This window comes from Mycolicibacter heraklionensis (assembly GCF_001021505.1).
GTDB lineage: Bacteria > Actinomycetota > Actinomycetes > Mycobacteriales > Mycobacteriaceae > Mycobacterium > Mycobacterium heraklionense.
Window position 1 is genome coordinate 1 of record NZ_LDPO01000025.1, and the last position, 23,635, is coordinate 23,635.

A 23,635-nucleotide genomic window follows, 5' to 3' on the forward strand; every position below is an offset into this window, starting at 1 on the left:
GGGTACGCCCGATCAGCGCATGGCGGCCGACCGGCCCGCCGATGGTGTTCGACAGCGCATGACCGACGACGTCGGTGCGGCTGGGCAGGTCGCGGTCGTCGGCGCTGCGCAGGTCCGCCGCCGGCGCCGGAGGCTCTGCCGTGACGGAGGAGACAACCGAACGCCCTATGCGCTCACCCCGCCGGCTGGCGGCGGGGGCGGTGGTGGAGGCGGCGGAAACGGCTCCGGCATCGGGAAGCCCGGCGGCGGCGGCTCGTCAAAGTCCTGTGGTGGTGGCGGCGGCGAATACCAGTCGTTCTGCACCGGGATAGGTGCGCTGGCCGGCACCCCCGCGAAACCGCCGATCTCAGTGGGCTTGGGGAACTGCACGATCGGGTCGCCCCACAGCGCGCCATCCATGCTGGCTTTCCAGATGTCGGCTGGCAGGCCCGCGCCGTATACCGGCCCGCCCCACTTGTTCGTCAGCGGTTCGTCGCCGCCGGTGGTGCCCACCCAGACCGCGGTCGACAGGGTCGGCGTGTAGCCGACCATCCAGGCGTCCCGGTTGGCCCCGGTGTTGCCCAGCTGGGTGGTGCCGGTCTTGGCGGCGGCCGGCCGGCCACCCGCCAGGTCATGTCCACCCGACCAGCTGGGGATGGCCTTCATGGCGTCGGTCACGTTGTCGGCGACCGCTTTCGGGATCCGCTGCTCGCCGGAGTCCTTGGCGGCCGCGATGTCGAAGAGCACCCGGTCGTCGGGGCCCACGACCTTCGCGATGAAGTGCGGTCGGTGATACATCCCGGAGTCGGCAAGGGTGGCGTACGCCGACGCCATGTCGATCACCCGAGTCTGGTACTGGCCGAGCACGATGCCGTTCTCCGGGGGCCCGCCAAGGCCGTCCTGGGACAGGGTGTGCGCGACACCCGGGAAGCTCTCGGCGACCCCGAGCTGGTGTGCGGCATCGGCGACGTCCTGCGGTCCGTGCTTGAGCTTGAGCATCAGCCGGTAGTAGGCCGTGTTGAGCGACCGTTTGAGTGCCTCGGCGATGTTGCAGACACCGCAGCTGGCGCCGCCCACGTTGCTGATCTTGGTCTTGCCGACCGTCAGCGGGCCGCTGTCGATCTGCTCACCCAGGCCGATGCCCTGCTTCAGCGCCGCCACCAAGGCGAACACCTTGAACGAGGAACCGGTCTGCAAGCCGGCCTGGGCGAAGTCGAAGCCGCCGACCTCGTCGCCGCCGTAGTAGGCCCGCACCGCGCCGTTGCGTGGATCGATGGAGACCACGGCGGTCCGCATAGTCGGTCTTTGCCCAGCCATGGTCGCCCTGACGGCCTTCTCCACCGCCCGCTGTGCCTTCATGTCGATCGTGGTGGTGATGCGCAGTCCCTCCATGTTCAGGGTCTGCTCGTCGATGTGGAACATGTCGAGCAATTCCTCGGTGACCTGGCGCTGAATCAGCCCGTTGGGCCCGGAGGCCTGGTCGGCATTGCGCGCCTGGTCGGGCGGGATGGTCGTCGGGAAGAACTGCTTGGCCCGCTCGCTGAGTGTCAGGGCGCCGGTCTGCACCATGCCGTCGAGTACCCAGTTCCAACGCTCAACGGCCCGATCCCGGTTGATGGCCGGATCCAAGGCGGATGGCCGCTGAATCACCGCCGCCAGCAAAGCACCTTCGGAGATGGTGAGGTCCTCGACCCGCTTGTCGAAGTACGCTCGGGCGGCCGCGGCGATCCCGTAGGTGGTGCGGCCGAAGTAGATGATGTTGAGGTAGGCCTCCAGCACTTCGTCTTTGGGCCACGCCTCCGACATCTTGGTGGCGATGACGAGCTCTTTGCCCTTGCGGACCAAGCCGCCCATGCCGGCCCGCTCCGACCCGACCAGCGCGTTCTTGACGTACTGCTGGGTGATCGTCGAGCCGCCCTGGGTGTCACCGCCGGTCAGGTTGTTCTTGACCGCCCGGAACAGCCCCGAGACCGAGAAGCCGGAGTTGGTGTAGAAGTCGCGGTCCTCGGCGGCCAGCACCGCGTCACGTACGTGAACCGGCACTCGGTCGAGTTTGATGTCAATCCGATTCCCGTCCGGCGGAACGATTTTTGCCAGCTCAGTACCGTCGGCTGCCAGGATTGTCGACACCTGAGTGGTGTGGATGTCACCGGGTTCGGGGACCTCCACGGCGCGGTAGGCCATCCCGAAGGTGACGACCGGCACCACCAGCAGCACAGCGGTGGCGGCGTACAGGCCACGTCGGGCCCAGAGCCAATTCCGCCGCCGTCGGGCCCCGTGCTGGTCCGGCTCGTCATCGAGATCTGTCGGCGGTTCCTCTGGTACACAGAGCTTTTCGCTGTCCGGGCGGGGCCGCTCCATGGCGGCCTTGACCGCTTCGAGGCGCTCCTGGCGATCCGCCTCGTCATCGGAGCTCTCGCCGGAGTTGTGCGCGGAGCCGTCGGCGTCCGCGCCATTTGCTTCGTCGGTCGGCTTGGCGTCGGTCGTCGTCAAGAAGTGCTCTTCTTCAGCGCTGTCGGCACCCGGCGCTGTCGGGCCCTGGGTTTTCACCGGCGCCCAGGGCATCCCCGCGGGTTGGAGTCAGGCTTCCGGCCCTTCGCCAACCCGATTCGGGCGCAACCCATTTCGGCGATCGGCGAAGTGCTCAGCAGCCAGTCGTCCCCCACGCGTCGCTGCAGTCGCATGGCCAACAGACTACTTCCGTGGACTCACTATCGGGTTGAAACCAGGTCACAAACGCACTACGGCGCAGCGGGCGGCTGCTCTGCCGGCGGTGGACCGCCCGGTTCGGGCCCGGGCGGCGCCGCCGGTGCAGGCGGAGCGGCCGTGATCGTCGTGGGCGGACCGATCGGGATGGTGATGCCCGGGGCGATCTCGATGGTCGGCTGGATGACGGTCTCCTCCGGTGGCGGCGGCGGGCCGGCGTCCATCGGCGGGGGTGGTGGCGGCGCGGCCGGTACGCCGGCATAACCACCGATCTCGGTGGGCGTGGGGAAGGATTCGTTGGGGGTGCCCTTCAGGGCGCCATCCATGGTGGCCTTCCAGATGTCGGCCGGAATGCCCGCGCCGTAGACCGGGCCGCCCCACTGATTCACCAGGGGTTCGTCTCCCCCGGTGGTGCCCACCCAGACCGCGGTCGACAGCGACGGCGTGTAGCCGACCATCCAACCGTCGCGGTTGGCCCCGGTGTCGCCCAGCTGGGTGGTTCCGGTCTTGGCCGCCGACTGCCGGCCGCCGGCCAGGTTGTGCCCGCGCGACCAGCCCGCGATGGGCTGCATGGCGGCGGTGACGTTGTCGGCGACGGCCTTGGGGATGCGCTGCTCGCCGGTGTCTTCGGAGGTCTTCGCATCGAACAGCACACGGCCGTCGGCGCTGACCACCTTCTCCACGAAGTGCGGCGGGTGGTAGATCCCGGAGTCCGCCAGCGTCGCGTACGCCGAGGCCATGTCGATCACCCGGGTCTGGTACTGCCCCAGCACCACTCCGCCTTCGGGCGGGCCGCCGTCCTGCGACAGGGTGTGCGGCACACCGGGGAAGCTCTTGGCGACCCCGGCCTGATGCGCGGCGTCGGCGACGTCCTGCGCCCCGTTCTTGAGCTTGAGCATCAGCCGGTAGTAGGCGGTGTTCAGCGAGCGCTTGAGCGCCTCGGCGATGTTGCAGACACCGCAGCCCTCGCCCTCGGCATTGGTGATCTTGGTCCGGCCGTTGTCGAGGGTCAGCGGCGAACTGTCGATCTGGTAGCCCAAGCCGATGCCCTGCTCGAGCGCGGCCACCAGCGCGAACACCTTGAACGACGACCCGGTCTGCAAACCGGCCTGGGCGAAGTCGAAGCCGGTCGCATCCGAGCCGCCATAGTAGGCGCGCACCGCACCGTCACGCGGGTCGATGGACACGACCGCCGAGCGCATGTTGGGGATCTGGTCCTTGAGGTAGGTGGTGACCGCTTCCTCGGCGGCCTCCTGCGCCTGGGGATCGATGGTGCTGGTGATCTGCAGGCCCTGGGTGTTGAGCGTCTGTTCGTCGATGTTGAACAGCTCGAGCAGTTCCTGGGTGACCTGCCGCTGGATCAGCCCGTTGGGCCCGGTGGTGATGTTCTGGGTGCGGGCCAGCTCCGGCGACACCGTGAACGGAAACTCTTGGGCGGCACGCTCACCGGCGGAAAGGGCTCCGGTCTCCACCATGCCGTCGAGCACCCAGTTCCACCGGTCGAGGGCGCCTTCGGGATCGACCGCGGGATCCAGCGTGGACGGCCGCTGGATCAGTGCGGCCAGCAGCGCACCCTCGGCGATGTCGAGTTGCTCGACGGGCTTGTCGAAGTAGGCCCGAGACGCCGCGGCGATTCCATAGGCGCCGCGGCCGAAGTAGATGATGTTCAGGTAGGCCTGCAGCACATCGTCTTTGCGCCACGCACTGGACATCTTCGTGGCGATCACCAGTTCTTTGGCCTTGCGGACCAGCCCGCCCATGCCGGCCCGTTCGGATCCGACGAGGGCGTTCTTGACGTACTGCTGGGTGATCGTCGAACCGCCCTGGGTGTCACCGCCGAAGAGGTTGTTCTTGATCGCGCGGGCGAAGCCCGACACCGAGAAGCCCGGGTTGGAGTAAAAGTCGCGGTCCTCGGCCGCCAACACCGCGTTACGCACGTAGACCGGCACCTGGTTGATGTCGATGTCGACCCGGTTGCCTTCCGGCGGAATGATTTTGGCCAGCTCGGATCCGTCGCTGGCCAGGATCGTCGACACCTGGTTGGTCCGGATGTCGCCGGGCGAGGGCACATCGGTGATGGAGTAGGCCATCGCGAACGTGATGACCGGCAGCAGCAGCATCACCACCACAGCGATATAGAGCCCGCGCCGGACCCACCGCCAATTCGGCGGATGCGCACGCAGCCACTCCAGCGGATTCGGCACGGCCGGTGCGTCGGTGGGAGCAGAGTGCTCGGCCCGCCGCGGCGGCTGCGCGGCCGGTTTCTCGGGAGGCGGCTCGCGCCGCGGGATCCGGCCGCTCAGCGTCTGCTCGCGTTGCGGGGGCGCCCCGTCGAGGGCCGCCCGGACCGCGTCGATCGGGTCCCGCAAGTCGGCGGTCACGGCGTCGTCGACCGCGGGAATGATCGCGGTCAGTCGGTCATCCGGCCCCGCCGGTGGGCGTCGGCTGCCGGCGTCGGAGGGCCGGGGCGAGCCAGCATCGGACCCGTCATCGTGGTGTTTACTCACTGGCGGTACGGGCTCCGCTGCGTGCCGGCCGTCGACCGCGGGATCCCTTGGGCGGGCGCGCGATGCCCAGCACGTATGACTTCACCAGATGATTCCAGCTACAGGTCCGGCAGACCTCGACCACGTGCACCGAGAACTCCGGGTAACGGGTGGCCAGCAGCACCAGCTCCTCGGCGGACCGCGCCGAGCCCGAGACCGGACCCAGATGGTCGCCGTAGACCCAAGACACCAGGGTGAGCTGCTCTTTGCGGCAGATGGGACAGACCACCGCGCTCTGCTTGCCGTGGAACTTCGCGGCGCGCAGCAGATACGGGTTGGCGTCGCACACTTCGGAGACCCCGGTACGTCCGGAGTAGACCTCGGCCAGCAGGGAACGGCGCCGAAGCGCGTAGTCCACTACCTGTCGCTGCAATCGCACGCTGACCAGAGTACGTCGGGTGCTGACCGGCGGTCGCGATCAACGCCCCCAACCGCCGCTAACCGGCGGATTCGGCGTCACCACGGGGCGGAGTTCTTCTACTATCGTCGCCGTGGCGACACGGCAGACCGCGGGCACCCGAGCCAAAGACAGCGACCGGGAAGACGTCTGCCGAATCCTGGACAGCGCCCTGGGTGAGGGGCAGCTTTCCAGCGCCGAGCACCAGGAGCGGATCAGTGCCGCCACCCGCGCCGTGACCCTGGGAGATCTGTATTCACTGGTCAGCGACCTGCAGACCGAGACCGCGCCGGTGAAGCTTCCGACGTTGGGCAATCCCGCGAAATTCGCCGTGCGCAGCGTCGCCGTCAAAGCACTGGCCGCGTTGGGCACCGCCGTGCTGGCGGGCATGCTGCTCGGTTGGGCGATGTACGGAAACACCAGCTCCCCGCTGAGTTTCACCTCCGACCCCGGCGCCAAGCCGGACGGTGTCGCGCCGCTGGTGCTCACCCCGCCGCGGCAGCTGCACTCGCTGGGCGGGCTCACCGGCCTGCTGGAGCAGGCCCGCCAGAAGTTCGGCGACACCATGGGCTACCGGCTGGTGGTCTATCCCGAATACGCGTCCCTGGAGCGCGCCGACCCAGGCGAGGAGCGCCGCAAACTGGACTACTCCTACCGGGGCGGCTGGGACGATCCGTCCACCTCGTCCCGAAGCAGTGACGACGTGCTGGTCGATCTGGGCGCATTCGACGTGAAGACCGTGGTCGGGATCCTGCGCGGCGGCGCCGAGACGCTCGGCATCAAACCGTCCGAGGTGAAAAACACCTACCTGATCGTCGATCCGGCCAGGGATCCGACGACGCCGGGGGCGCTGTCGCTGTCGGTCTACGTTTCCAGCGACTACGGCAGCGGCTACATCGCCTTCGCCGGCGACGGCAGCATCAAGCGCATCAATTACCCGTCCTGAACCAGCTTTACCTCCCCTGAACCGCCGGATTCGCCTGCCTGAACACCGGGCGAACAATAGCCACTTGGGCTTGGTTATATCGGCGCGATACTATGGCGCGAACCGTCGACCGATCGTAGCTACGCCACCTGGAGGAGGTGATTGGAGTGCTTGAGCTTGCCATTTTGGGCTTGCTGCTCGAGTCTCCGATGCACGGCTACGAACTCCGGAAGCGGTTGACCGGTCTGCTGGGTGCGTTCCGGGCGTTCTCCTACGGCTCGCTGTATCCCGCGCTGCGGCGCATGCAGCTGGCCGGAGTGATCGCCGAGGACGCCGCACCGACGGGGACCCCGGTGCGCCGGGCCCGGCGGGTGTACCGGCTGACCGACGCCGGCCGTCAGCGGTTCAACGAGCTGGTGTCTGACACCGGCCCGCAGAACTACACCGACGACGGCTTCGGAGTCCACCTGGCGTTCTTCAACCGCACCCCCGCCGAGGCTCGGATGCGGATCCTCGAAGGCCGCCGCCGGCAGGTGGAAGAACGCCGGGAAGGCCTGCGCAATGCGGTGGCACGGGCCAGCAACTCATTGGACCGCTACACCCGCCAACTGCACCAGCTCGGGCTGGAATCCAGTGAGCGGGAGGTCAAGTGGCTCAACGAGCTGATCGCGGCCGAACGCGTATCGCAGGGTCGGGCCGAACAACCCTGAGCCTGCCGGACGCGGGCATCGGGGAAACACAACAGCACGTCAGCAGTGAAAGCAGAAAAAGGAGAGCGTCGAAAATGACTGAGCAAACGACGGATGTGCGGGTCGCCATTGTCGGCGTCGGTAACTGCGCGTCCTCGCTGGTCCAAGGCGTCCAGTACTACCAGAACGCCGATGACACCTCGACGGTCCCCGGCTTGATGCACGTGCGCTTCGGTCCGTACCACGTCCGCGACGTCAAGTTCGTCGCCGCGTTCGACGTGGACGCCAAGAAGGTCGGCTTCGACCTCTCCGAGGCCATCTTCGCCTCGGAGAACAACACCATCAAGATCGCCGACGTGCCGCCGACCAACGTCATCGTGCAGCGCGGCCCGACCCTCGACGGCATCGGCAAGTACTACGCCGAGACCATCGAGGTGTCCGACGTCGAGGCCGTGGACGTAGTCGCCGCGCTGCGGGAAGCCAAGGTCGACGTGCTGGTCTCCTACCTGCCGGTGGGATCGGAGGAAGCCGACAAGTTCTACGCCCAGTGCGCCATCGACGCAGGCGTGGCGTTCGTCAACGCGCTGCCGGTGTTCATCGCCTCCGACCCGGTGTGGGCCAAGAAGTTCGCCGACGCCGGTGTGCCGATCGTCGGCGACGACATCAAGAGCCAGGTCGGCGCCACCATCACCCACCGGGTGATGGCCAAGCTGTTCGAGGACCGCGGCGTCACCCTCGACCGCACCTACCAGCTCAACGTCGGCGGCAACATGGACTTCAAGAACATGCTCGAGCGCGAGCGCCTGGAGTCCAAGAAGGTCTCCAAGACCCAGGCTGTCACCTCCAACCTGACCGGCTCGCTGGCCGGCAAGGTCGAGGACAAGAACGTCCACATCGGACCGAGCGACCACGTCGCCTGGCTCGATGACCGCAAGTGGGCCTACGTGCGGCTGGAGGGCCGCGCCTTCGGTGACGCACCGCTGAACCTGGAGTACAAGCTCGAGGTGTGGGACTCGCCGAACTCGGCCGGCATCATCATCGACGCGGTGCGTGCCGCCAAGATCGCCAAGGACCGCGGCATCGGCGGGCCGATCCTGCCGGCGTCGGCGTACCTGATGAAGAGCCCGCCCAAGCAGCTGCCCGACGACGTCGCGCGCGCCCAGCTCGAAGAATTCATCGTCGGCTAGACGCCGACTCTGCGCCGAACATGACTGACGACGAGCTGGCCGGCCTCTCGGAGTTCGCCCTATTGGGGGGCAACGCCGAGCAGGCCGGCCTAGCTGGTCCGTTGCCCGACGTCGAGCGCATCGAGACCGCCGACGTCAGTGCGCTGCGCTGGGGGTCGGCGCCGCCGCGGGTGGTGTTCCTGCACGGCGGCGCGCAGAACGCCCATACCTGGGACACCGTCATCCTCGGGCTCGGCGAGCCCGCGCTGGCGGTGGACCTGCCGGGGCACGGCCGCTCGGCGTGGCGCGAGGACGGCGACTACTCACCCCAGCGCAATGCCGCCACTCTGGCGCCGGTGCTGCAGGAGCTGGCACCCGACGCCGAGTTGGTGGTCGGTATGTCCCTGGGCGGGTTGACCGCGATCCGGTTGGCGGCCACCGCCGGCGAGCTGGTGCGCCGGTTGGCCATCGTGGATGTGACACCGTCGGCGTTGCAGCGGCATGCCCAGATGAGTGCCGCCGACCGCGGGACCGTGGCATTGGCCCAAGGGGATCGGACCTTCCCCGACTTCGAGTCACTGCTGGCGGTCACCACGGCCGCGGCACCACACCGGGATCCGGAATCCCTGCGACGCGGGCTGTTCCACAACACCCGTCGGCTGCCGGACGGCAGTTGGACGTGGCGTTACGACGCCATCCGGTCGGTCGGCGACTTCACCGAGCTGTGGACCGATGTCTCGGCGATCACCGCGCCGACCACCTTGATCCGCGGCGGCGATTCGTTCTTCGTGACCGCCGACGACGTCGCCGAGTACGCGCAACGCTCACCGGGGTTGACCACGCACGTCGTGGACGGTGCCGGACACTCGGTACAAAGTGATCGGCCTCGCGTGCTGGTCGAGCTGCTTCGCATGACCCTCGCCTGAATCCGTCGGTTCACTGGCATCGATCCCGCAATTCCGGGGATAAGGTGGCGAGATGGCCCGACCCCTCCGCATCGCGGTGCAACTGCAGCCTCAGCACGCGGCGCACTACGGCGCGATCCGCGACGCGGTCCGGCGTTGTGAAGACGCCGGGGTCGACATCGCCTTCAACTGGGATCACTTCTTTCCGCTCTACGGCGACCGCGACGGACCGCACTTCGAGTGCTGGACCATGCTGGCCGCCTGGGCGGAGCAGACCTCGCGCATCGAGATCGGTGCGCTGGTGTCGTGCAACTCCTACCGCAACCCGGAGCTGCTCGCCGACATGGCCCGCACCGTCGACCACATCGGCGACGGCCGGCTGATCCTGGGCATCGGCTCGGGCTGGAAGCATCGGGACTACCGGGAATACGGCTACGAGTTCGGGACCGCAGGCAGCCGCCTCGACGACTTGGCCGGCGCACTGCCGCGAATCAAAAGCCGCCTGGCCCAGCTCAATCCGCCGCCCACCCGCGCGATCCCGTTGCTGATCGGCGGCGGTGGCGAGCGCAAGACGCTGCGCCTCGTCGCCGAGCACGCCGACATGTGGCACAGCTTCGCCGACGCCGACAGCTACCCGCACAAGGCCGCCGTGCTGGCGCAGCACTGCGCCGCAGTCGGGCGTGACCCCGCCACGATCGAGCACTCCGCGGCGCTGGGCGGCGACCAGACGCGCGGCAGCGTGGCCGAGTTGCTCGCCGAGGCCGACGCGTTGACCGGACTCGGGGTGAGCCTGCTGACCATCGGCAGCACCGGCCCCGACTACGACCTGTCCGCCGCCGAGGCGCTGTGCCGATGGCGCGACCAGCAATAAGGCTCGCGGCGTTCATCGCCACCTGCCTGATCGTGTGCGGTCTGGCGGCGGTGCCGCCGGCCGGGGCCGCCCCGGACCTGTGCACCCCGCCCGGGGAGCAGGCCGCCGTCGCGCTGCCGGTCAAACTGGCCAACGCCAAGTGGCCACGCGAGGACAAATACACCACGGCGGGCGTCGAACCGCTCAGTTCGATTGATGTGACCAAGCTCGGGCTGGGCACCCCGGGTGTGCTGACGGTCGGCACGCTGACCGAAAGCCCGCCGACGAACTGCATCAACGCCAAAGGCCGCTACAGCGGGTTCGACAATGAACTGCTGCGGGCCATCGCCAAGAAACTGGGCCTACGAGTCCACTTCGTCGGCACCGACTTCTTCGGCCTGCTGGCCCAAGTGGAGTCGGGACGTTTCGACGTCGGGTCGGCATCGATCAACGCCACCGACGAGCGGCGCCGCACCGTTGGTTTCACCAACGGCTACGACTTCGGCTACATGGCCCTGGTGGTCCCGGCCGGATCGGGAATCACCGGATACGACTCCCTGACCAGCGGGCAGCGCATCGCGGTGGTCCAGGGCACCGTCGAAGACGCCTACGTCGTCGACACCCTGGAAGTCGAACCGGTGCGGTTCCCCGACTCGATCACGCTGTACGCCAGCCTGAAAAGCCGCCAGGTGGACGCGTGGGTGGCGCCGTCGCTCACCGCACTGAACCTGCTGAAGCCCGGCGATCCGGCGCAGATCGTGAGCTATACCTTCAGCCCGGCCGGCTTCGAGGCCTACGCGGTGGCCAAGGGCAACCAGGCGCTGATCTCGGCGCTGAACTCCGGCCTGGACGCGGTCATCGACGACGGCACCTGGCCGCAGCTCTTCACCGACTGGGTGCCGCGGCCGTTGCCGCCGGACTGGCAGCCGGGTTCCAAGTCGGCGGCCACCCCGCATCTGCCGGACTTCGCCGCGATCGCGGCGCGGCATCACCGGCTCGAGTCAGAGCCGTACACGCCCAAATCGACGCTGGCGCAGCTCCGCGACTCCTTCTTCGACTGGCACCTGTACCGGCGCGCGCTGCCGGACCTGCTCAAGACCGGTCTGCCCAACACGCTGCTGCTGACGGTGAGCGGTGGCGCCATCGGCTTGGTGGCGGGGCTGGGTCTGGCCGTGGCCGGACTCTCGCGCACCCGATGGCTGCGCTGGCCGGCGCGGATCTACACCGACATCTTCCGGGGACTGCCCGAGGTGCTGATCATCCTGCTGATCGGCCTGGCGGTCGGGCCGCTGGTGGGCGGGCTGACACACAACAACCCGTACCCACTGGGGATCGCGGCGCTGGGGCTGACCGCGGCGGCCTATATCGGGGAGATCTTGCGCTCGGGCATCCAGAGCGTGGAGTCCGGCCAGCTGGAGGCCTCGCGCGCACTGGGTTTCGGCTACCCGGCGGCGATGCGCCTGGTGGTGATCCCGCAGGGCATCCGGCGAGTACTGCCGGCGCTGGTCAACCAGTTCATCGCTCTGCTGAAGGCATCGGCGCTGCTGTACTTCCTCGGTCTGGTCGCCGGTCAGCGGGAGCTTTTCCAGGTGGGCCGCGACTTCAACGCCCAGACCGGCAGCCTCTCCCCCCTGGTGGCCGCCGGCGTCCTCTACCTGGCCCTGACCATCCCGCTGACACACCTGGTCAACTTCGTCGATCATCGGTTGCGGCGCGGCCGGCCCGCCGAAGCCGACGATTTCGTCGAGCTGAGCCCGGCGATCTCCAGTCAGGAGATGACGTGACAGCGCCGTCGGACCGCGAGCCGGTGTCGTTGGCGGCCAAGGGGATTCAGTTGTCCTTCGGCAAACATCAGGTGCTGCGCGGGGTCGACCTCGACGTGCCGGCGGGCGCCACCGCCGCGGTGATCGGTCCCTCCGGCTCGGGTAAGTCGACGATGCTGCGCACCTTGAACCGGCTCCACGAACCCGACGCAGGCGATGTCCTGCTGGGTGGCCGGTCGGTGCTGGCCGACGACCCCGACGAGCTGCGCCAGCGGATCGGGATGGTGTTCCAGCATTTCAATCTGTTCCCGCACCGCAGCGTGCTGGACAACATCACGCTGGCTCCGCGCAAGCTGCGCGGGATGTCCGACGACGCGGCCCGCGAGCTCGCGCTGGGCCTGCTGGACCGCGTCGGGCTGAAGAACAAGGCCGCCTCGCGCCCGTCGGCGCTCTCCGGCGGCCAGCAACAACGGGTGGCGATCGCCCGGGCGCTGGCGATGCAGCCGCAGGTGATGCTTTTCGACGAGGCCACCTCGGCGCTGGACCCGGAGTTGGTCAAGGGGATCCTGGCGTTGATCGCCGAACTCGGCGCCGACGGCATGACGATGGTCGTGGTCACCCATGAGATGGGCTTCGCCCGCTCCGCGTCGGACACGGTGGTCTTCATGGACCGGGGCAGGGTCGTGGAGTCCGGCCCGCCGGATCAGCTGTTCGACAACGCAGCGACGGAGCGGCTGCAGAAGTTCCTGTCCCAAGTGTTGTGACAGCAACCTTCGCAGACCTATCACCCCTCGTGGGAACCGCCGGTTAGACTGGCGAACTATGACGGAGAGCACTGCCGATACGCCGCAGGTGACGGCGATCGCGGAAGGCTTGCACCGCTCGCTGTCCAAACTCTTTTCGATACTGCGGCGCGGCGACATCAGCAGAGGCACGCCGACCGGTGAGTTGACCCTGGCTCAGCTGTCGATCCTGATCACGCTGCTGGACCGCGGCCCCATCCGCATGACCGAGCTGGCCGCCCACGAACGGGTCCGCACCCCCACCACCACGGTGGCGATCCGCCGCCTGGAGAAGATCGGCCTGGTCAAGCGCAGCCGGGATCCGTCCGACCTGCGGGCGGTGCTGGTTGACATCACCCCCGAAGGCCTGGCCAGCCACCGCGAGTCGCTGGCAAACCGGCACGCCGCGCTGGCGGCGATGCTGAGCAAGCTCAGCCAGGAAGACCTGGACACCCTGACCCGGGCGCTGGAACCGCTGGAGCGGCTGGCCACCTGCGATGGGGTCGAGGCCGCCGCTGACGACGGGGCGGGCTGCCCCCTGGACTGCGGTTGATGCCGACCGCGCTGATCACCGGAGCCGGCGGCGGGATCGGTTCGGCGATAGCAGAGGCGCTGGCGCCCACCCACACGCTGTTGCTGGCCGGCCGGCCGTCAGCGCGTCTGGACGCGGTGGCGCAGCGGCTCGGCGCCACCACCTGGCCGCTTGACCTCGCCGACGCCGACGGGATCGAGGCGGCCACCGAGATCGTCGACGAACTCGACGTGCTGGTGCACAACGCCGGGGTGATGCTGCCCGGGGCGGCCGGGGAGTCCTATATCGAAGAGTGGCGGGCCACTTTCGAAGTGAACGTGTTCGGTGCGGTGGCCCTGACGTGCGCGCTGCTGCCCGCGTTGCGGGCGGCCCGAGGTCAGGTGGTCTTCATCAACTCCGGTGCCGGGCAACGGGTCTCTGCGGGCATGGCGTCGTATTCGGCGAGCAAGTTCGCGCTTCGGGCGTTCGCCGATTCACTGCGCAGTGACGAGCCGGCGCTGCGGGTCACCACGGTCTACCCCGGCCGGGTCGACACCGACATGCAGCACGACCTGGTGGCCTATGAGGGCGGCGAGTACGACCCCGGCCGCTTCCTGCGTCCCGCCACCGTCGCCGAAGTGGTGGCCGCCGCGATACGCACCCCGGCCGACGCGCAGCTACAGGAAGTGGTGATCCGGCCGCGCTGACCCGGGTCAGCCGGTGATTCCCGCCCGTACCTGGTCGGCGACCTTGAGTGCCTGGTCGGACACGATCCCGCTGCTGCACACCAGAACCTCGATGGCCGCGTTGGACTTTCCGGTGATCACGTGCGAGCACGTCGAGTGGTCTGACACCCGGTTGGTGCGCACCGCGAAGCCGTCGCCGGCCTCCGACGGGGTCTGCACGTACCACTGCTCGTCGTCCTGCCCGGGCAGCGTCAGGTTGACCTGGTCGCCGGCGCAGTTCTGCCAGGACTGCGCGGTCTCACTCACGAAGGCCGACGCGGCTTCCTCGGTCGGGAACGCCGCTATCACTGTCGTCACCCGCACTCGCACCGGGCCGGTGGTGTCACTGGTCAGGGTCTGCAGATCGATCCCTCGGTAGGAGCTGCCGCCGTAGGTCGCTTCGGTGGCCGGATAGACCGCTCCGACACACCCCTGCTCAACGGATTTGTAGTTGCGCAGCCCATTGGAGTGGTCGGTGACCGTCAGCGACGGATTCCGCAGTCCCGGCCCCGCGAAGATGCTGTTGAGCGAGGCGGGATCGGGTTGCAGCGCCGCGAGGTCATCGGCGTCGACCGGGGCGGCGACGGCCGGTGCCGCAAGCAACAGGCCGACCGCAGCGATGCCGGCGGTGAACATGCCGAGGGAGTGCGAATTGCGCATGGAGAGCTGGCCTTTCGTCGACATAGTTTGCGAGCCGGGGTTAGCCGAGGTTCCGGACGATCTGCGAACGCAGGCTGCGCCCCTTGCCGCCCGGGTTGTCGTCGGTGCATAGCCGGACGTCGACGACGTAGTTGCTCTTGGCCTGTAGCACCCGCTCGCAGCCCGCGGTGCCCTTCATGGGATTCGCGAACAGGGTGGCGAACAGTTCCAGCCCTCCCGCGGTGACGACACCGGCCTTGACGTCGGCAGTCATCCCGTTGGTGTATTCGGCGGTCAACGGCGTGCCTTTGCAGCCCTTCCAAATGGCGGCCTGGTCGTTGAGGTAGGTCTGCGCAGCCTTGGCGTCGGGGAATTCGGCAACGGCCTGCACCACGTTGGGGTTCACCTCGCCACCGGGCTGCCGAAGGGTCTGCACGACGAAGTCCGTGTAGCCGGAACCGTCGTAGGCCGCTGCCGAGCCAGGCGCATACACCGCCGTGCAGTTCGACGGTGTGGTGGTCGGCGTGCTCAGCGGCTGGGTGCCGGACTCGGAGCTGATCACCTGCATCGTGGTGTCCAGCCGCTCGCTGACCTCATCGGCGGGAACCAGCACGTCAGCCAGGTCCACCGCACTGGGCGCAGCCTGCGCGATCGAACCGTCTGTGACCACCCCGATTAACGTCGCGGCCGAGACTGCCACCACTGCGGCTAGGTGAATTCGCATCGAAATCCCTTCTGTTTCGCCGTGCTGAAATCCCCCTACCGGCGGCTGGGGCTGACCGCATGTTATCCGGTGTTCCGCGCGGAGACCCCACCGTTGGAGTCCGCGATGTGGTTCCATCGATAACCGAACCGACCGACCCCAACGTGAAGGACGTGTAATGCAACGGGACGACACCGACCGGAGAATCGGTTACCTGGCGCTCGCGATCGCGACCGGCGCCGCCGGGGCGCTGACGGTACTGCCCGGCCTGGCCTCGGCCACCCCGGGCGCGCCCGGCATCGACGACACCACCACCTCCGCGGGCGTCGACCTGGCCGCTCTCCAGCTGACCTCGGCGGAGGCGTCGCCCATCGTCAAGTGGCCGTCGGATCCGCCCGCCGAGTTGACCGTCTACAAGACTGCGACCTCACCGATCGCCGGTGCGGCCAGCACCTCCGATGCGCAATGCGCCAGTGCCGTCTACGCCGGCCTGGACAAAACCTATGACGGCAGTGGCTACACCGGACTGAACTACCAAGAGCTCACCGGATTCGGTTCCAAGAACAGCTATACGGTGATCTCGGTGGCCTCCAGCTACACCGACGAACACGCCGCGGCCAACATGGTGGCCAACACCATTCAGAACTGGACCGACTGCAACCGCAAGAAGGTGACCGGCGACCTCAGCGGCTCGACGCAAACCCGGACCGTCAACAACGTGGTCTCCACCACCGACGACATCTACCTCGTCAACAACATCACCGACGACGGCGGTGCCTGCTCGCACGCGATGACGTCGCGGGGCAACGTGGTGGTCGAGGTGTCGGCATGCCGATCCAACATCGGTCTGGTCAAGCAGAGTCTTCAGCTGGCCAACAAGATGCTGGTCAAGCTGCCATGACGCACCGACTTATCGCCGGCTGGTGTGTCGGGCTGGCCGCGCTGGCTCTCGCCGGGTGCGCCGGTGACGACCCCGACCAGGACAGCGCTGCCGCGGTTGCGCCGGCGGCGGCAGCGACGCCGCCCCGCGTCCAACAAGACCCGACGGCACCCGCCGCCCCGGCCGGTGAGTCGGGCGGCAAAGCCGCAACGGCTCCGACTCCGGCACCGGCCGCCGGGCCCCGTTTGGTGACACCAGGCAAGCTTGGCGCACTGTTGGTCCCGATCGAGGACCTCAACGACGTCGTCGGCGCGAAGCTGGGGTTCGAGACGGTGTTCACCAGGCCCGGCGCGCCGGCGGGCGGCCTGGGCGACAAGGCCGGCTGCGCAGTGTTGTTCGGCTCCAACACCGACAGCTACGCAGGCGAATACACCGCATTCCGGCGCCAGAGCGTGCGCGACGGTGAGGACAGCTCGCAACATTTCGTCGCCCAGGAAGTGGCTGCCTTCGCCGATGTCGCCACCGCGACCGAGAACTTCGGCAAGACCTTCGACAAGAAGGCACTGGCCGGCTGTGACGGTGCCGTCGTGCATCGCCAGGGTGACGACGACCGCATCACCTGGCGTCTCAACCTGGCCGGCATCACCGCCGACACCGCCCGGTGGACGCTGGACCAGTACGCCGACGGCAAACCCAACGACTGGACTTGCGCGCATGAGGCGCGCACCCGCAGCAACGTCGAATTCACGGTCACCGTATGCCAGTTCGGCAACGCGGCGCCGGCTGCGACAGCGATCGGCGATCAGATCACCGACTGGATCCCCCACCCGTGACCGGCATGCGAGGAAAGGCGGCAGCGATGAAGGCACCGCAGGGACTGCTTTTCGGGATAGGCGTCATGTGCCTGAGCACGGTGACCGCAGGACTCCTTCCAGTCGCGGCGGCCGACTCGGGCGAGGCGACTGTGCCTGCCGGCAAGGTCGAGTCACTGCTGTTGTCCCCAGACGCGGTCGGCGACGTAGTCGGGGTCACGTTCGAGTGGCAGAAGGCGAACCGGCGGCCCTACAAATCCGATGACCTCGGCAAGGATTCGGCCTGCGCCATGCTGACCGGTCCCGACGTGGAGACTTTCGGCCGCGACTACACCGGCTACCGGTTCCGCGCCGACCGCGACGACGCCGAGAACTGGGAGTTCACCGTCCAGCAGCGGGTGGCGACCTACGCCGACGCCGCCACGGCCACGCAGACCTTCCAGAAAGTGTTCACCAAGGCCGCGATGGCCAAGTGCAATGGCGTCATCGCCAGCATCAAGGACAACACGGATGCGCAGTGGCGGTTCCGGATTCAGACGGTCGCCCCGACTTCGGCACGGTGGGTGGAGGACCAGCTGTCCGACCAGCAGCCCATCGGCTACAGCTGCTCGGACGTTGCCGGGGTGACACACAATGTGCTCTACAGCGTCAAGGTGTGTCAGTACGGCAACGGCGGACCGGCCGCGGCCACCATCGCCGAACGCATCACCAGTCAGGTCGCCGGCGTGCGCACCTGATTCGCGCGACGACTGAAACACCCATGGCCCCGAACAAGGTCACGTACCGCCTCGCAGCGCTGGGCCCCTGGCTGCGCGGTGAGCTCAAGCGGCGCAAGCTGCGTCAACTGCGGACATTCACGGCCGGCGTGATCCTGGCCGTTGCCGGCCTCTTCGGCGGCCTGGACACGGTCGAGTCCGGTCCCACGGTCTTTGCGGCCGACGAAGCACACAGCGACGGCGAATTCACCCTGACCGTCGCGCGTGCTTCGGTGGTCAAAGAGCTGCGCGCCGGGCGCCGGATCATCGCACCGGCACAACCCGGCCATCGCTATCTCGGGGTGGTGAGCACTGTCCGCAACGACGGCACCATCCCAGGCCGGCTGATCGGCGAACTGCAGCTGCGCGACCAGCCGCACAGCACCCCGGTCGGAGTGTTTCGAATGATCGACGGCTCCCCCATCACCCAGTTGGGGCCGGGACTCGAGGAGCAGCTCGTGTTCGTGTGGCGCATTCCCGACAGTGCGATTCATCCGGACCTCACCGTGACCTTGCGGGTCACCCAGAAGCGCTTCACCGAGCTGCTGGTCACCTACGGACGGGACTGGGTGGACAGCTCCGACTACGCCGAGATCACCCTGCCGGTGACGGTCAAATGAGCGCACCCATCCGGCGATCCCGCGCCGGACTGACTGCAGCCCTGGTCGCGGCGCCTATCCTGGTGGCCGCCGCGCTGCTGTGGCAACACCTTCCCGACAGCACCCGCGTCTACGGACCGTTCGATGTCCCCGGCCGGTTCGGAGTCGAGACCAGTGGGCGGTCACTGACGGTCACCGTCGACGGCGTGCAGCTGACCCGGGAGGTGCAGGGTTCGGCCCGGTGGGCGAATCCGCCGCCCGTGACCGCGGCAGGTGCGTGGGTGGTGGTGCGCGCGAGCGTGTCGGCGACGGTGCGCACGGTAATGCCCAGCGTCGAACTTCGTGTCGGCCCGAACACCTACCGGCCCTCCGACCGGTTCCCCAGCTACACGCTGGGCTATCGGGCCGATCCCGGCATCACCCAGCGCGGCGCCTGGGTCTTCGATGTGCCGCCCGAGCTGTTCGACCCGCCCGGAGCCGACCCGTTCGAGCTGCGGGTGTGGCCCGGCCTCGACGACCGGCTGGATGACCGGCTGGTCATCAACCTGCGCGGCCACTTGGATTCCACCTCCGGCACGGTTCTGGTGCTGGCGCCCGAGGTGACCGGATGAGCGACCGTACGCTTCGCCCCTGGCAGCGCAACGTGATCGGCCTCGCGGTGGCCGCGATCGCCGCGACGGTCCTCGTGATCACCGACTTGTATCCGGACTGGTCGGCCTACCGCGCCCGCGTCACCCCGGCCGCGCTGGTCGCCAAGGGTGACACTGTCACGGCCTACGGGCAGACCTGGCGGCTGGGTTCGATCCACCATCTCAACGCAGTGCCGCACGCGCCCGCGAGCACGCTGCCCGTCCACACGGCGCTAACCGTTGTCACCGTCGAGCGGACCGGGACGCCACCCGCCGGGGAGTGCACCGCGGTCATCACCGACGGGCGGCGGCGCTGGCAGACCGCCGCCATCGGAAACGCGGCGCCATTGGTCGGCGACGCCACCGACCGGTGCACCAAGCCCGGGCCGCTGCAGCTCAGTTTCCTGCTGCCCTCGGAGGCAGTGCCCACCGCGGTCGACCTGATCGACACGGACGGCGGAATCATACTGCGAATCACCTTGTGAAACAGGGCTTCCCGCTGCCGTGGTGACGGCGGCCAGGTTGGCCCGGCGCACGCAATAGGCGAACATCGCCGCGACCAGGGCGATGCGCAACGGCTGAACGATCAGCTGCGAGGCCAGGCTCATGGTGCCGCCGAAAGCCGACCAGAACTCCGGGCCGTGCGGTCCGAGAATCTTTGCCATCCCCCGGTATAGGTAGCCCTCGGTCAATTGGCTGCGGTAGAAGCTGCCCCGCATGTCCAGCCATGCCAACACGAGATACGCCAGCACGTAACCCGACAGACCGACCACACCGCCGTGCAGGATCAGCCGGGCCGCATCGACTATCGGGCCGAACCGTCCGGTCTTGGACTTGGCATACTCCGTGGCCCGGGATCGCAGCTGTTCGGGTGTCTGTCGCCAGCGCTCGGTGACCCCGGCGGCCGTCTCACCCCGCGTGCCGGCCCGGCGCAAGATCGTCGGCCAATCGATCTGTACGGACACCCCGTAGACGATTCCCGCCGCGGCCAGCCACATCAGCGGTACGGCAGCGCCACCGAAGGCGGTCCGCACCAACCAGATGAACCCCTGCCAGGCTGTCTGCAGTGGTTGGATGTGGGAGAAAGCATCGGCACGAACGGTGTTGAACCACACCACAAGCCGACGGTGGCTGATCCAGTCGCCGGGTTTGATCAACACGGTGATCCCCGCCGCCAGCGAGAAGGTCAGCACCAGGAACACCCACAGCGCGTCGATGTAGACGCGCAGCGCAATCAGTGCCGTTGGCAGCCGACTACTGAAGTGCCCCAACACATAACGGGCCGCCAACGCGGCGCCGACGACCACCCACGTGGTCCGGGAGATCGGCAGCATCTCGGTGTTGATCCCGCTCATCGCGTCGGCCACCCGGTAATTGAGCGCCAGACGCTGATAGGCCAGCCAGTCTTCCTTGAACATCTGCCAGGCCAGATAGATGGCGAAGAACGGCACGATCACACTGGTGAACAGGTCGACGCTGCGCAGCGACCGGCGCGGCAGCGCAGCCACCTCGGGGAGCCCGCGGCGCAGTACCAGGAACATCGCCACGTAGGACCCCAGCTGCGCCAGCCCCGCACCGGGCATGATCAGCGCCGCCCACAACGGATTGCGGTGCCCGGCCCACGCGGCCGCGGCGATCACCACCCGTCGGGCCACCAGTCCGGCTAGGTAACACGCTGCCAGTTGCGGCCAGTACCGCCACCACAGGACGAATGGCGTCAGGAGGTTCCGCAGCACCGCCATCGTTGTCACACCACCAAATTCACCAACCGGCCGGGCACCACGATCACCTTCTTCGGGGTGGCACCGGACAGGAACGCCTGCACCTTCTCGTCGGCCAGGGCGGCGGCCTTGATCGCCTCGTCGGTCGCGTCGGTGGGCACCGTGACCAGCCCGCGCTTCTTGCCGTTGACCTGTACCGGGTAGTCGACGGTGTCGGTCACCAGGTAGGCCGGGTCGGCCACCGGGAACGGTCCGTGTGCCAACGAGGAGTCGTGGCCGAGTCGACGCCACAGTTCCTCCGCCAGGTGCGGCGCCAGCGGCGCGAGCATCAGCGCCAGCGGCTCCACGGCCGCGCGCGGAACCCCGTCGCGGTGCTCCTTGGTGAGGTGGTTGGTGTACTCGATCAGCTTGGCGGCTGCGGTGTTGTTGCGCAACGCCGCATAGTCTTCCGACACTCCGACGATGGTGCGGTGCAGCAGCCGCAGGGTCTCGGTGTCGGGTTCGCCGTCGAGCACCCGGGTCTCGCCGGTTTCCTCGTCGACGACCAGCCTCCATACCCGCTGCAGGAAACGATGTGCGCCGACCACGTCCTTGGTGGCCCACGGCCGCGACATCTCCAACGGGCCCATCGACATCTCGTAGACCCGCAGGGTGTCGGCGCCGTAGCTGTCGCAGATCTCGTCGGGCGACACCGAATTCTTCAGGCTCTTGCCCATTTTGCCGTATTCGGCGAAGACTTCCGTGTCGCCGTCCGCGCCCGGGAGGTAGAACTTTCCGTCGCGTTCCACGACATCGGCGGCCGGCACGTAAGACCCCCGGGAGTCGGTGTAGGCGGCGGCCTGGATGTAGCCCTGGTTGACCAGGCGACGGTAGGGCTCACGCGAGCTGACGTGGCCGAGGTCGTAGAGCACCTTGTGCCAGAAGCGGCAGTACAGCAGGTGCAGCACCGCGTGCTCGACGCCACCGACGTAGACGTCCACGCCGCCCGGATCGTCGGGGCCGTGCTCGGCCGGCCGTGGACCCATCCAATACGCCTCGTTCTCCGGGGCGCAGAATTGTTCGGCGTTGTGCGGGTCGGCGTAGCGCAACTCGTACCAGGAGCTACCGGCCCACTGCGGCATGACATTGGTGTCGCGGGTGTAGGACTGCAGGCCGTCGCCGAGGTCCAGGTCGACATGCACCCAGTCCGTCGCCTTGGCCAACGGCGGTGAGGGTTCACTGTCCGCGTCGTCGGGGTCGAACAGCACCGGCGAGTAGTCCCCGACGTCGGGCAGCTCGACCGGCAGCGCCGCGGAGTCCAGGGCGTGCGGGCGCCCGTCGCTGTCGTAGACGATCGGGAACGGCTCGCCCCAGTACCGCTGCCGGGCGAAAAGCCAGTCCCGCAACTTGTATTCGATGCGTGCCCAGCCGCGGCCCTGCGCCTCCAGCCGCTGCGTCATGGCCTTCTTGGCGTCGCCGACGGTCATGCCGTCCAGCGGGCCGGAATTGACCAGCGTGCCGTCGCCTGCGTAGGCGGCTTCCGAAATGTCGCCGCCGGCAATGACTTCCACCACCGGCAAGCCGAACTCCGCGGCGAACTCCCAGTCCCGCTGATCGTGTCCGGGAACCGCCATGATGGCGCCGGTGCCGTAACCGGCCAACACATAGTCGGCGATGAAGATCGGCACCCGTTGCCCGTTGGCCGGGTTGGTGGCGTAACTACCCAGGAACACACCGGTTTTGGTCTTGTTCTCTTGGCGCTCAAGGTCGGATTTCGCCCCGATCGCCTTGCGGTAGTCGGCGACGGCCGCCGCCGGGGTGGCGGCTCCGAACGTCCAGCGCCCGTCCACCCCGTCCGGCCACTCGGCGGCGGTCAGCCCGTCGACCAGCTCATGCTCGGGTGCCAGCACCAGGTAGCTGGCGCCGAAGAGCGTGTCCGGGCGGGTGGTGAACACCTCGATGTCCACCGTGGAACCGTCGGTGGTGGCCGCACCGAACAACGCCGCCGCACCGGTGGAACGTCCGATCCAGTTGCGCTGCATGGTCTTGACCTTCTCCGGCCAGTCCAGCAAGTCGAGGTCGTCGAGCAGTCGGTCGGAGTACGCCGTGATCCGCATCATCCACTGCCGCAACCGCTTCCGGAACACCGGGAAATTGCCGCGGTCGCTTCGCCCATCAGCGGTGACCTCTTCGTTGGCCAACACGGTGCCCAGCCCCGGACACCAGTTGACCATCGAGTCGGAGCGGTAGACCAGCCGGTGGCCGTCGATGACGTCGGCGCGCTCACCGGCCGACAGTTGCGCCCAGTCCCGGCCGTCGTCCAGAGTGCGTGTTCCGGAGTCGAATTCGGCGATCAGCTCGCCGATCGGGCGGGCCTTGTTCGCGCTCGTGTCGAACCAGGCGTTGTAGATCTGCAGGAAGATCCATTGCGTCCACTTGTAGAAGTCGACGTCGGTGGTGGAGAAGCTGCGCCGGCCGTCGTGACCGAGTCCGAGGCGCCGCAGTTGCCGGCGGAAGTTCTCGATGTTGGCCTCGGTCCGGATGCGCGGATGGGTGCCGGTCTGCACGGCGTATTGCTCGGCGGGCAGGCCGAACGCGTCGAAGCCCAGGGCGTGCAGCACGTTGTGGCCGGTCATCCGGAAGTAGCGGGCATAGACGTCGGTGGCGATGTAGCCCAGCGGGTGCCCGACGTGCAGGCCGTCACCGGACGGGTAGGGGAACATGTCCTGGACGAACATCTTGTCGGCGGGCACCGCCGAACCGTCCGTCGGTGCGAGCGAGCCGACCGGGTTGGCGACGTTGAAGGTCCCCGCCTGCTCCCAGTGCTGCTGCCAGGTGTCTTCGATACGCCCGGCCAGCGTCGCGTTGTAGCGGTGCCGGGGTGCCTGGTCGCTGGATCCCTGGGTGGTCGGGGCTTCGTTCACCTCAACAGGGTAAGGGGCGGCGTTTCCCGGTCTGATCGCCACAGCTTGGT

Annotated in this window: 21 protein-coding genes and 1 pseudogene; 14 read left to right on the forward strand and 8 right to left on the reverse strand. The window is 68.0% G+C overall.

From position 1 onward, the window contains the following. From ABW16_RS27540 to ABW16_RS20775, 4 genes and pseudogenes are all read right to left on the reverse strand, one after another. A pseudogene (locus tag ABW16_RS27540) lies at window positions 1-169 on the reverse strand (hypothetical protein); the annotation flags it as partial. Continuing rightward, window positions 166-2,529, reverse strand: a complete 2,364-nt coding sequence (locus tag ABW16_RS20765; RefSeq protein WP_412178221.1) for a transglycosylase domain-containing protein — start codon at window positions 2,527-2,529, stop codon at window positions 166-168. The pseudogene ABW16_RS27540 and the gene ABW16_RS20765, both read right to left, overlap by 4 nt. Window positions 2,530-2,720: 191 nt before the next feature. After that, window positions 2,721-5,192: a transglycosylase domain-containing protein gene (locus tag ABW16_RS20770; RefSeq protein WP_047321093.1), complete on the reverse strand. Its 2,472-nt coding sequence runs from the start codon at window positions 5,190-5,192 to the stop codon at window positions 2,721-2,723. Beyond that, a complete protein-coding gene (locus tag ABW16_RS20775; protein WP_047321094.1) occupies window positions 5,185-5,610 on the reverse strand; it encodes a DUF5318 family protein in 426 nt (141 codons plus the stop codon). Before ABW16_RS20775 ends, ABW16_RS20770 begins: the two co-directional genes overlap by 8 nt. A 112-nt stretch (window positions 5,611-5,722) precedes the next feature. Here ABW16_RS20775 and ABW16_RS20780 point away from each other — a divergent pair, with 112 nt between their 5' ends. From ABW16_RS20780 to ABW16_RS20820, 9 genes are all read left to right on the forward strand, one after another. Beyond that, a complete protein-coding gene (locus ABW16_RS20780; protein ID WP_082134247.1) occupies window positions 5,723-6,574 on the forward strand; it encodes a DUF1707 SHOCT-like domain-containing protein in 852 nt (283 codons plus the stop codon). Window positions 6,575-6,720: 146 nt separating this feature from the next. Next, window positions 6,721-7,263, forward strand: coding sequence for a PadR family transcriptional regulator (locus ABW16_RS20785; RefSeq protein WP_047321095.1), 543 nt, complete (start codon window positions 6,721-6,723; stop codon window positions 7,261-7,263). 74 nt (window positions 7,264-7,337) lie between these two features. Beyond that, complete coding sequence (locus ABW16_RS20790; protein WP_047321096.1) at window positions 7,338-8,429, forward strand: inositol-3-phosphate synthase; 1,092 nt, start codon at window positions 7,338-7,340, stop codon at window positions 8,427-8,429. Between the two features lie 20 nt (window positions 8,430-8,449). Further along, window positions 8,450-9,334 carry an alpha/beta fold hydrolase gene (locus ABW16_RS20795; protein ID WP_047321097.1) on the forward strand — a complete coding sequence of 295 codons (885 nt, stop codon included), beginning with the start codon at window positions 8,450-8,452 and terminating at the stop codon, window positions 9,332-9,334. 52 nt (window positions 9,335-9,386) lie between these two features. Then, window positions 9,387-10,184, forward strand: coding sequence for an LLM class F420-dependent oxidoreductase (locus ABW16_RS20800; RefSeq protein ID WP_047321098.1), 798 nt, complete (start codon window positions 9,387-9,389; stop codon window positions 10,182-10,184). After that, window positions 10,166-11,947 carry an ABC transporter substrate-binding protein/permease gene (locus ABW16_RS20805; RefSeq protein WP_047321143.1) on the forward strand — a complete coding sequence of 594 codons (1,782 nt, stop codon included), beginning with the start codon at window positions 10,166-10,168 and terminating at the stop codon, window positions 11,945-11,947. Before ABW16_RS20800 ends, ABW16_RS20805 begins: the two co-directional genes overlap by 19 nt. Then, on the forward strand, window positions 11,944-12,690 hold the full coding sequence (locus tag ABW16_RS20810; protein ID WP_109519698.1) for an amino acid ABC transporter ATP-binding protein: 747 nt from the start codon (window positions 11,944-11,946) through the stop codon (window positions 12,688-12,690). The genes ABW16_RS20805 and ABW16_RS20810 overlap by 4 nt, the downstream gene beginning before the upstream one ends. Before the next feature lie 58 nt (window positions 12,691-12,748). Then, window positions 12,749-13,261: a MarR family winged helix-turn-helix transcriptional regulator gene (locus ABW16_RS20815; protein WP_047321099.1), complete on the forward strand. Its 513-nt coding sequence runs from the start codon at window positions 12,749-12,751 to the stop codon at window positions 13,259-13,261. Beyond that, on the forward strand, window positions 13,261-13,926 hold the full coding sequence (locus tag ABW16_RS20820) for an SDR family oxidoreductase (RefSeq protein WP_047321100.1): 666 nt from the start codon (window positions 13,261-13,263) through the stop codon (window positions 13,924-13,926). Before ABW16_RS20815 ends, ABW16_RS20820 begins: the two co-directional genes overlap by 1 nt. A 6-nt stretch (window positions 13,927-13,932) precedes the next feature. Here ABW16_RS20820 and ABW16_RS20825 read toward each other — a convergent pair whose 3' ends face one another. Further along, window positions 13,933-14,604 (reverse strand): sensor domain-containing protein, encoded by a 672-nt coding sequence (locus ABW16_RS20825; protein WP_047321101.1) that lies wholly within the window; start codon window positions 14,602-14,604, stop codon window positions 13,933-13,935. Window positions 14,605-14,644: 40 nt separating this feature from the next. After that, a complete protein-coding gene (locus ABW16_RS20830) occupies window positions 14,645-15,253 on the reverse strand; it encodes a sensor domain-containing protein (RefSeq protein WP_157864267.1) in 609 nt (202 codons plus the stop codon). A 211-nt stretch (window positions 15,254-15,464) separates the two neighbouring features. Between ABW16_RS20830 and ABW16_RS20835 the strand changes: the two genes are divergently transcribed. Genes ABW16_RS20835 through ABW16_RS20855 form a run of 5 tightly spaced genes read left to right on the forward strand, consistent with a single transcriptional unit; the run spans window position 15,465 to window position 18,943 of the window. Next, on the forward strand, window positions 15,465-16,187 hold the full coding sequence (locus ABW16_RS20835) for a sensor domain-containing protein (protein ID WP_047321103.1): 723 nt from the start codon (window positions 15,465-15,467) through the stop codon (window positions 16,185-16,187). Beyond that, window positions 16,184-16,999 carry a sensor domain-containing protein gene (locus ABW16_RS20840; protein ID WP_047321104.1) on the forward strand — a complete coding sequence of 272 codons (816 nt, stop codon included), beginning with the start codon at window positions 16,184-16,186 and terminating at the stop codon, window positions 16,997-16,999. Before ABW16_RS20835 ends, ABW16_RS20840 begins: the two co-directional genes overlap by 4 nt. A 26-nt stretch (window positions 17,000-17,025) precedes the next feature. Next, window positions 17,026-17,715 carry a sensor domain-containing protein gene (locus ABW16_RS20845; protein WP_157864268.1) on the forward strand — a complete coding sequence of 230 codons (690 nt, stop codon included), beginning with the start codon at window positions 17,026-17,028 and terminating at the stop codon, window positions 17,713-17,715. 23 nt (window positions 17,716-17,738) lie between these two features. Then, window positions 17,739-18,353, forward strand: coding sequence for a hypothetical protein (locus ABW16_RS20850; RefSeq protein ID WP_052957030.1), 615 nt, complete (start codon window positions 17,739-17,741; stop codon window positions 18,351-18,353). Then, window positions 18,350-18,943 carry a hypothetical protein gene (locus tag ABW16_RS20855; RefSeq protein ID WP_047321106.1) on the forward strand — a complete coding sequence of 198 codons (594 nt, stop codon included), beginning with the start codon at window positions 18,350-18,352 and terminating at the stop codon, window positions 18,941-18,943. Before ABW16_RS20850 ends, ABW16_RS20855 begins: the two co-directional genes overlap by 4 nt. 251 nt (window positions 18,944-19,194) lie before the next feature. Here ABW16_RS20855 and ABW16_RS20860 read toward each other — a convergent pair whose 3' ends face one another. Both ABW16_RS20860 and leuS read right to left on the reverse strand, forming a co-directional pair. Next, window positions 19,195-20,703 (reverse strand): hypothetical protein, encoded by a 1,509-nt coding sequence (locus ABW16_RS20860; protein ID WP_047321107.1) that lies wholly within the window; start codon window positions 20,701-20,703, stop codon window positions 19,195-19,197. A gap of 5 nt (window positions 20,704-20,708) precedes the next feature. After that, the gene (leuS, locus tag ABW16_RS20865) at window positions 20,709-23,585 is read right to left on the reverse strand and encodes a leucine--tRNA ligase (RefSeq protein ID WP_047321108.1); all 2,877 of its coding nucleotides are present in this window, start codon (window positions 23,583-23,585) and stop codon (window positions 20,709-20,711) included. Window positions 23,586-23,635 lie beyond the last annotated feature (50 nt).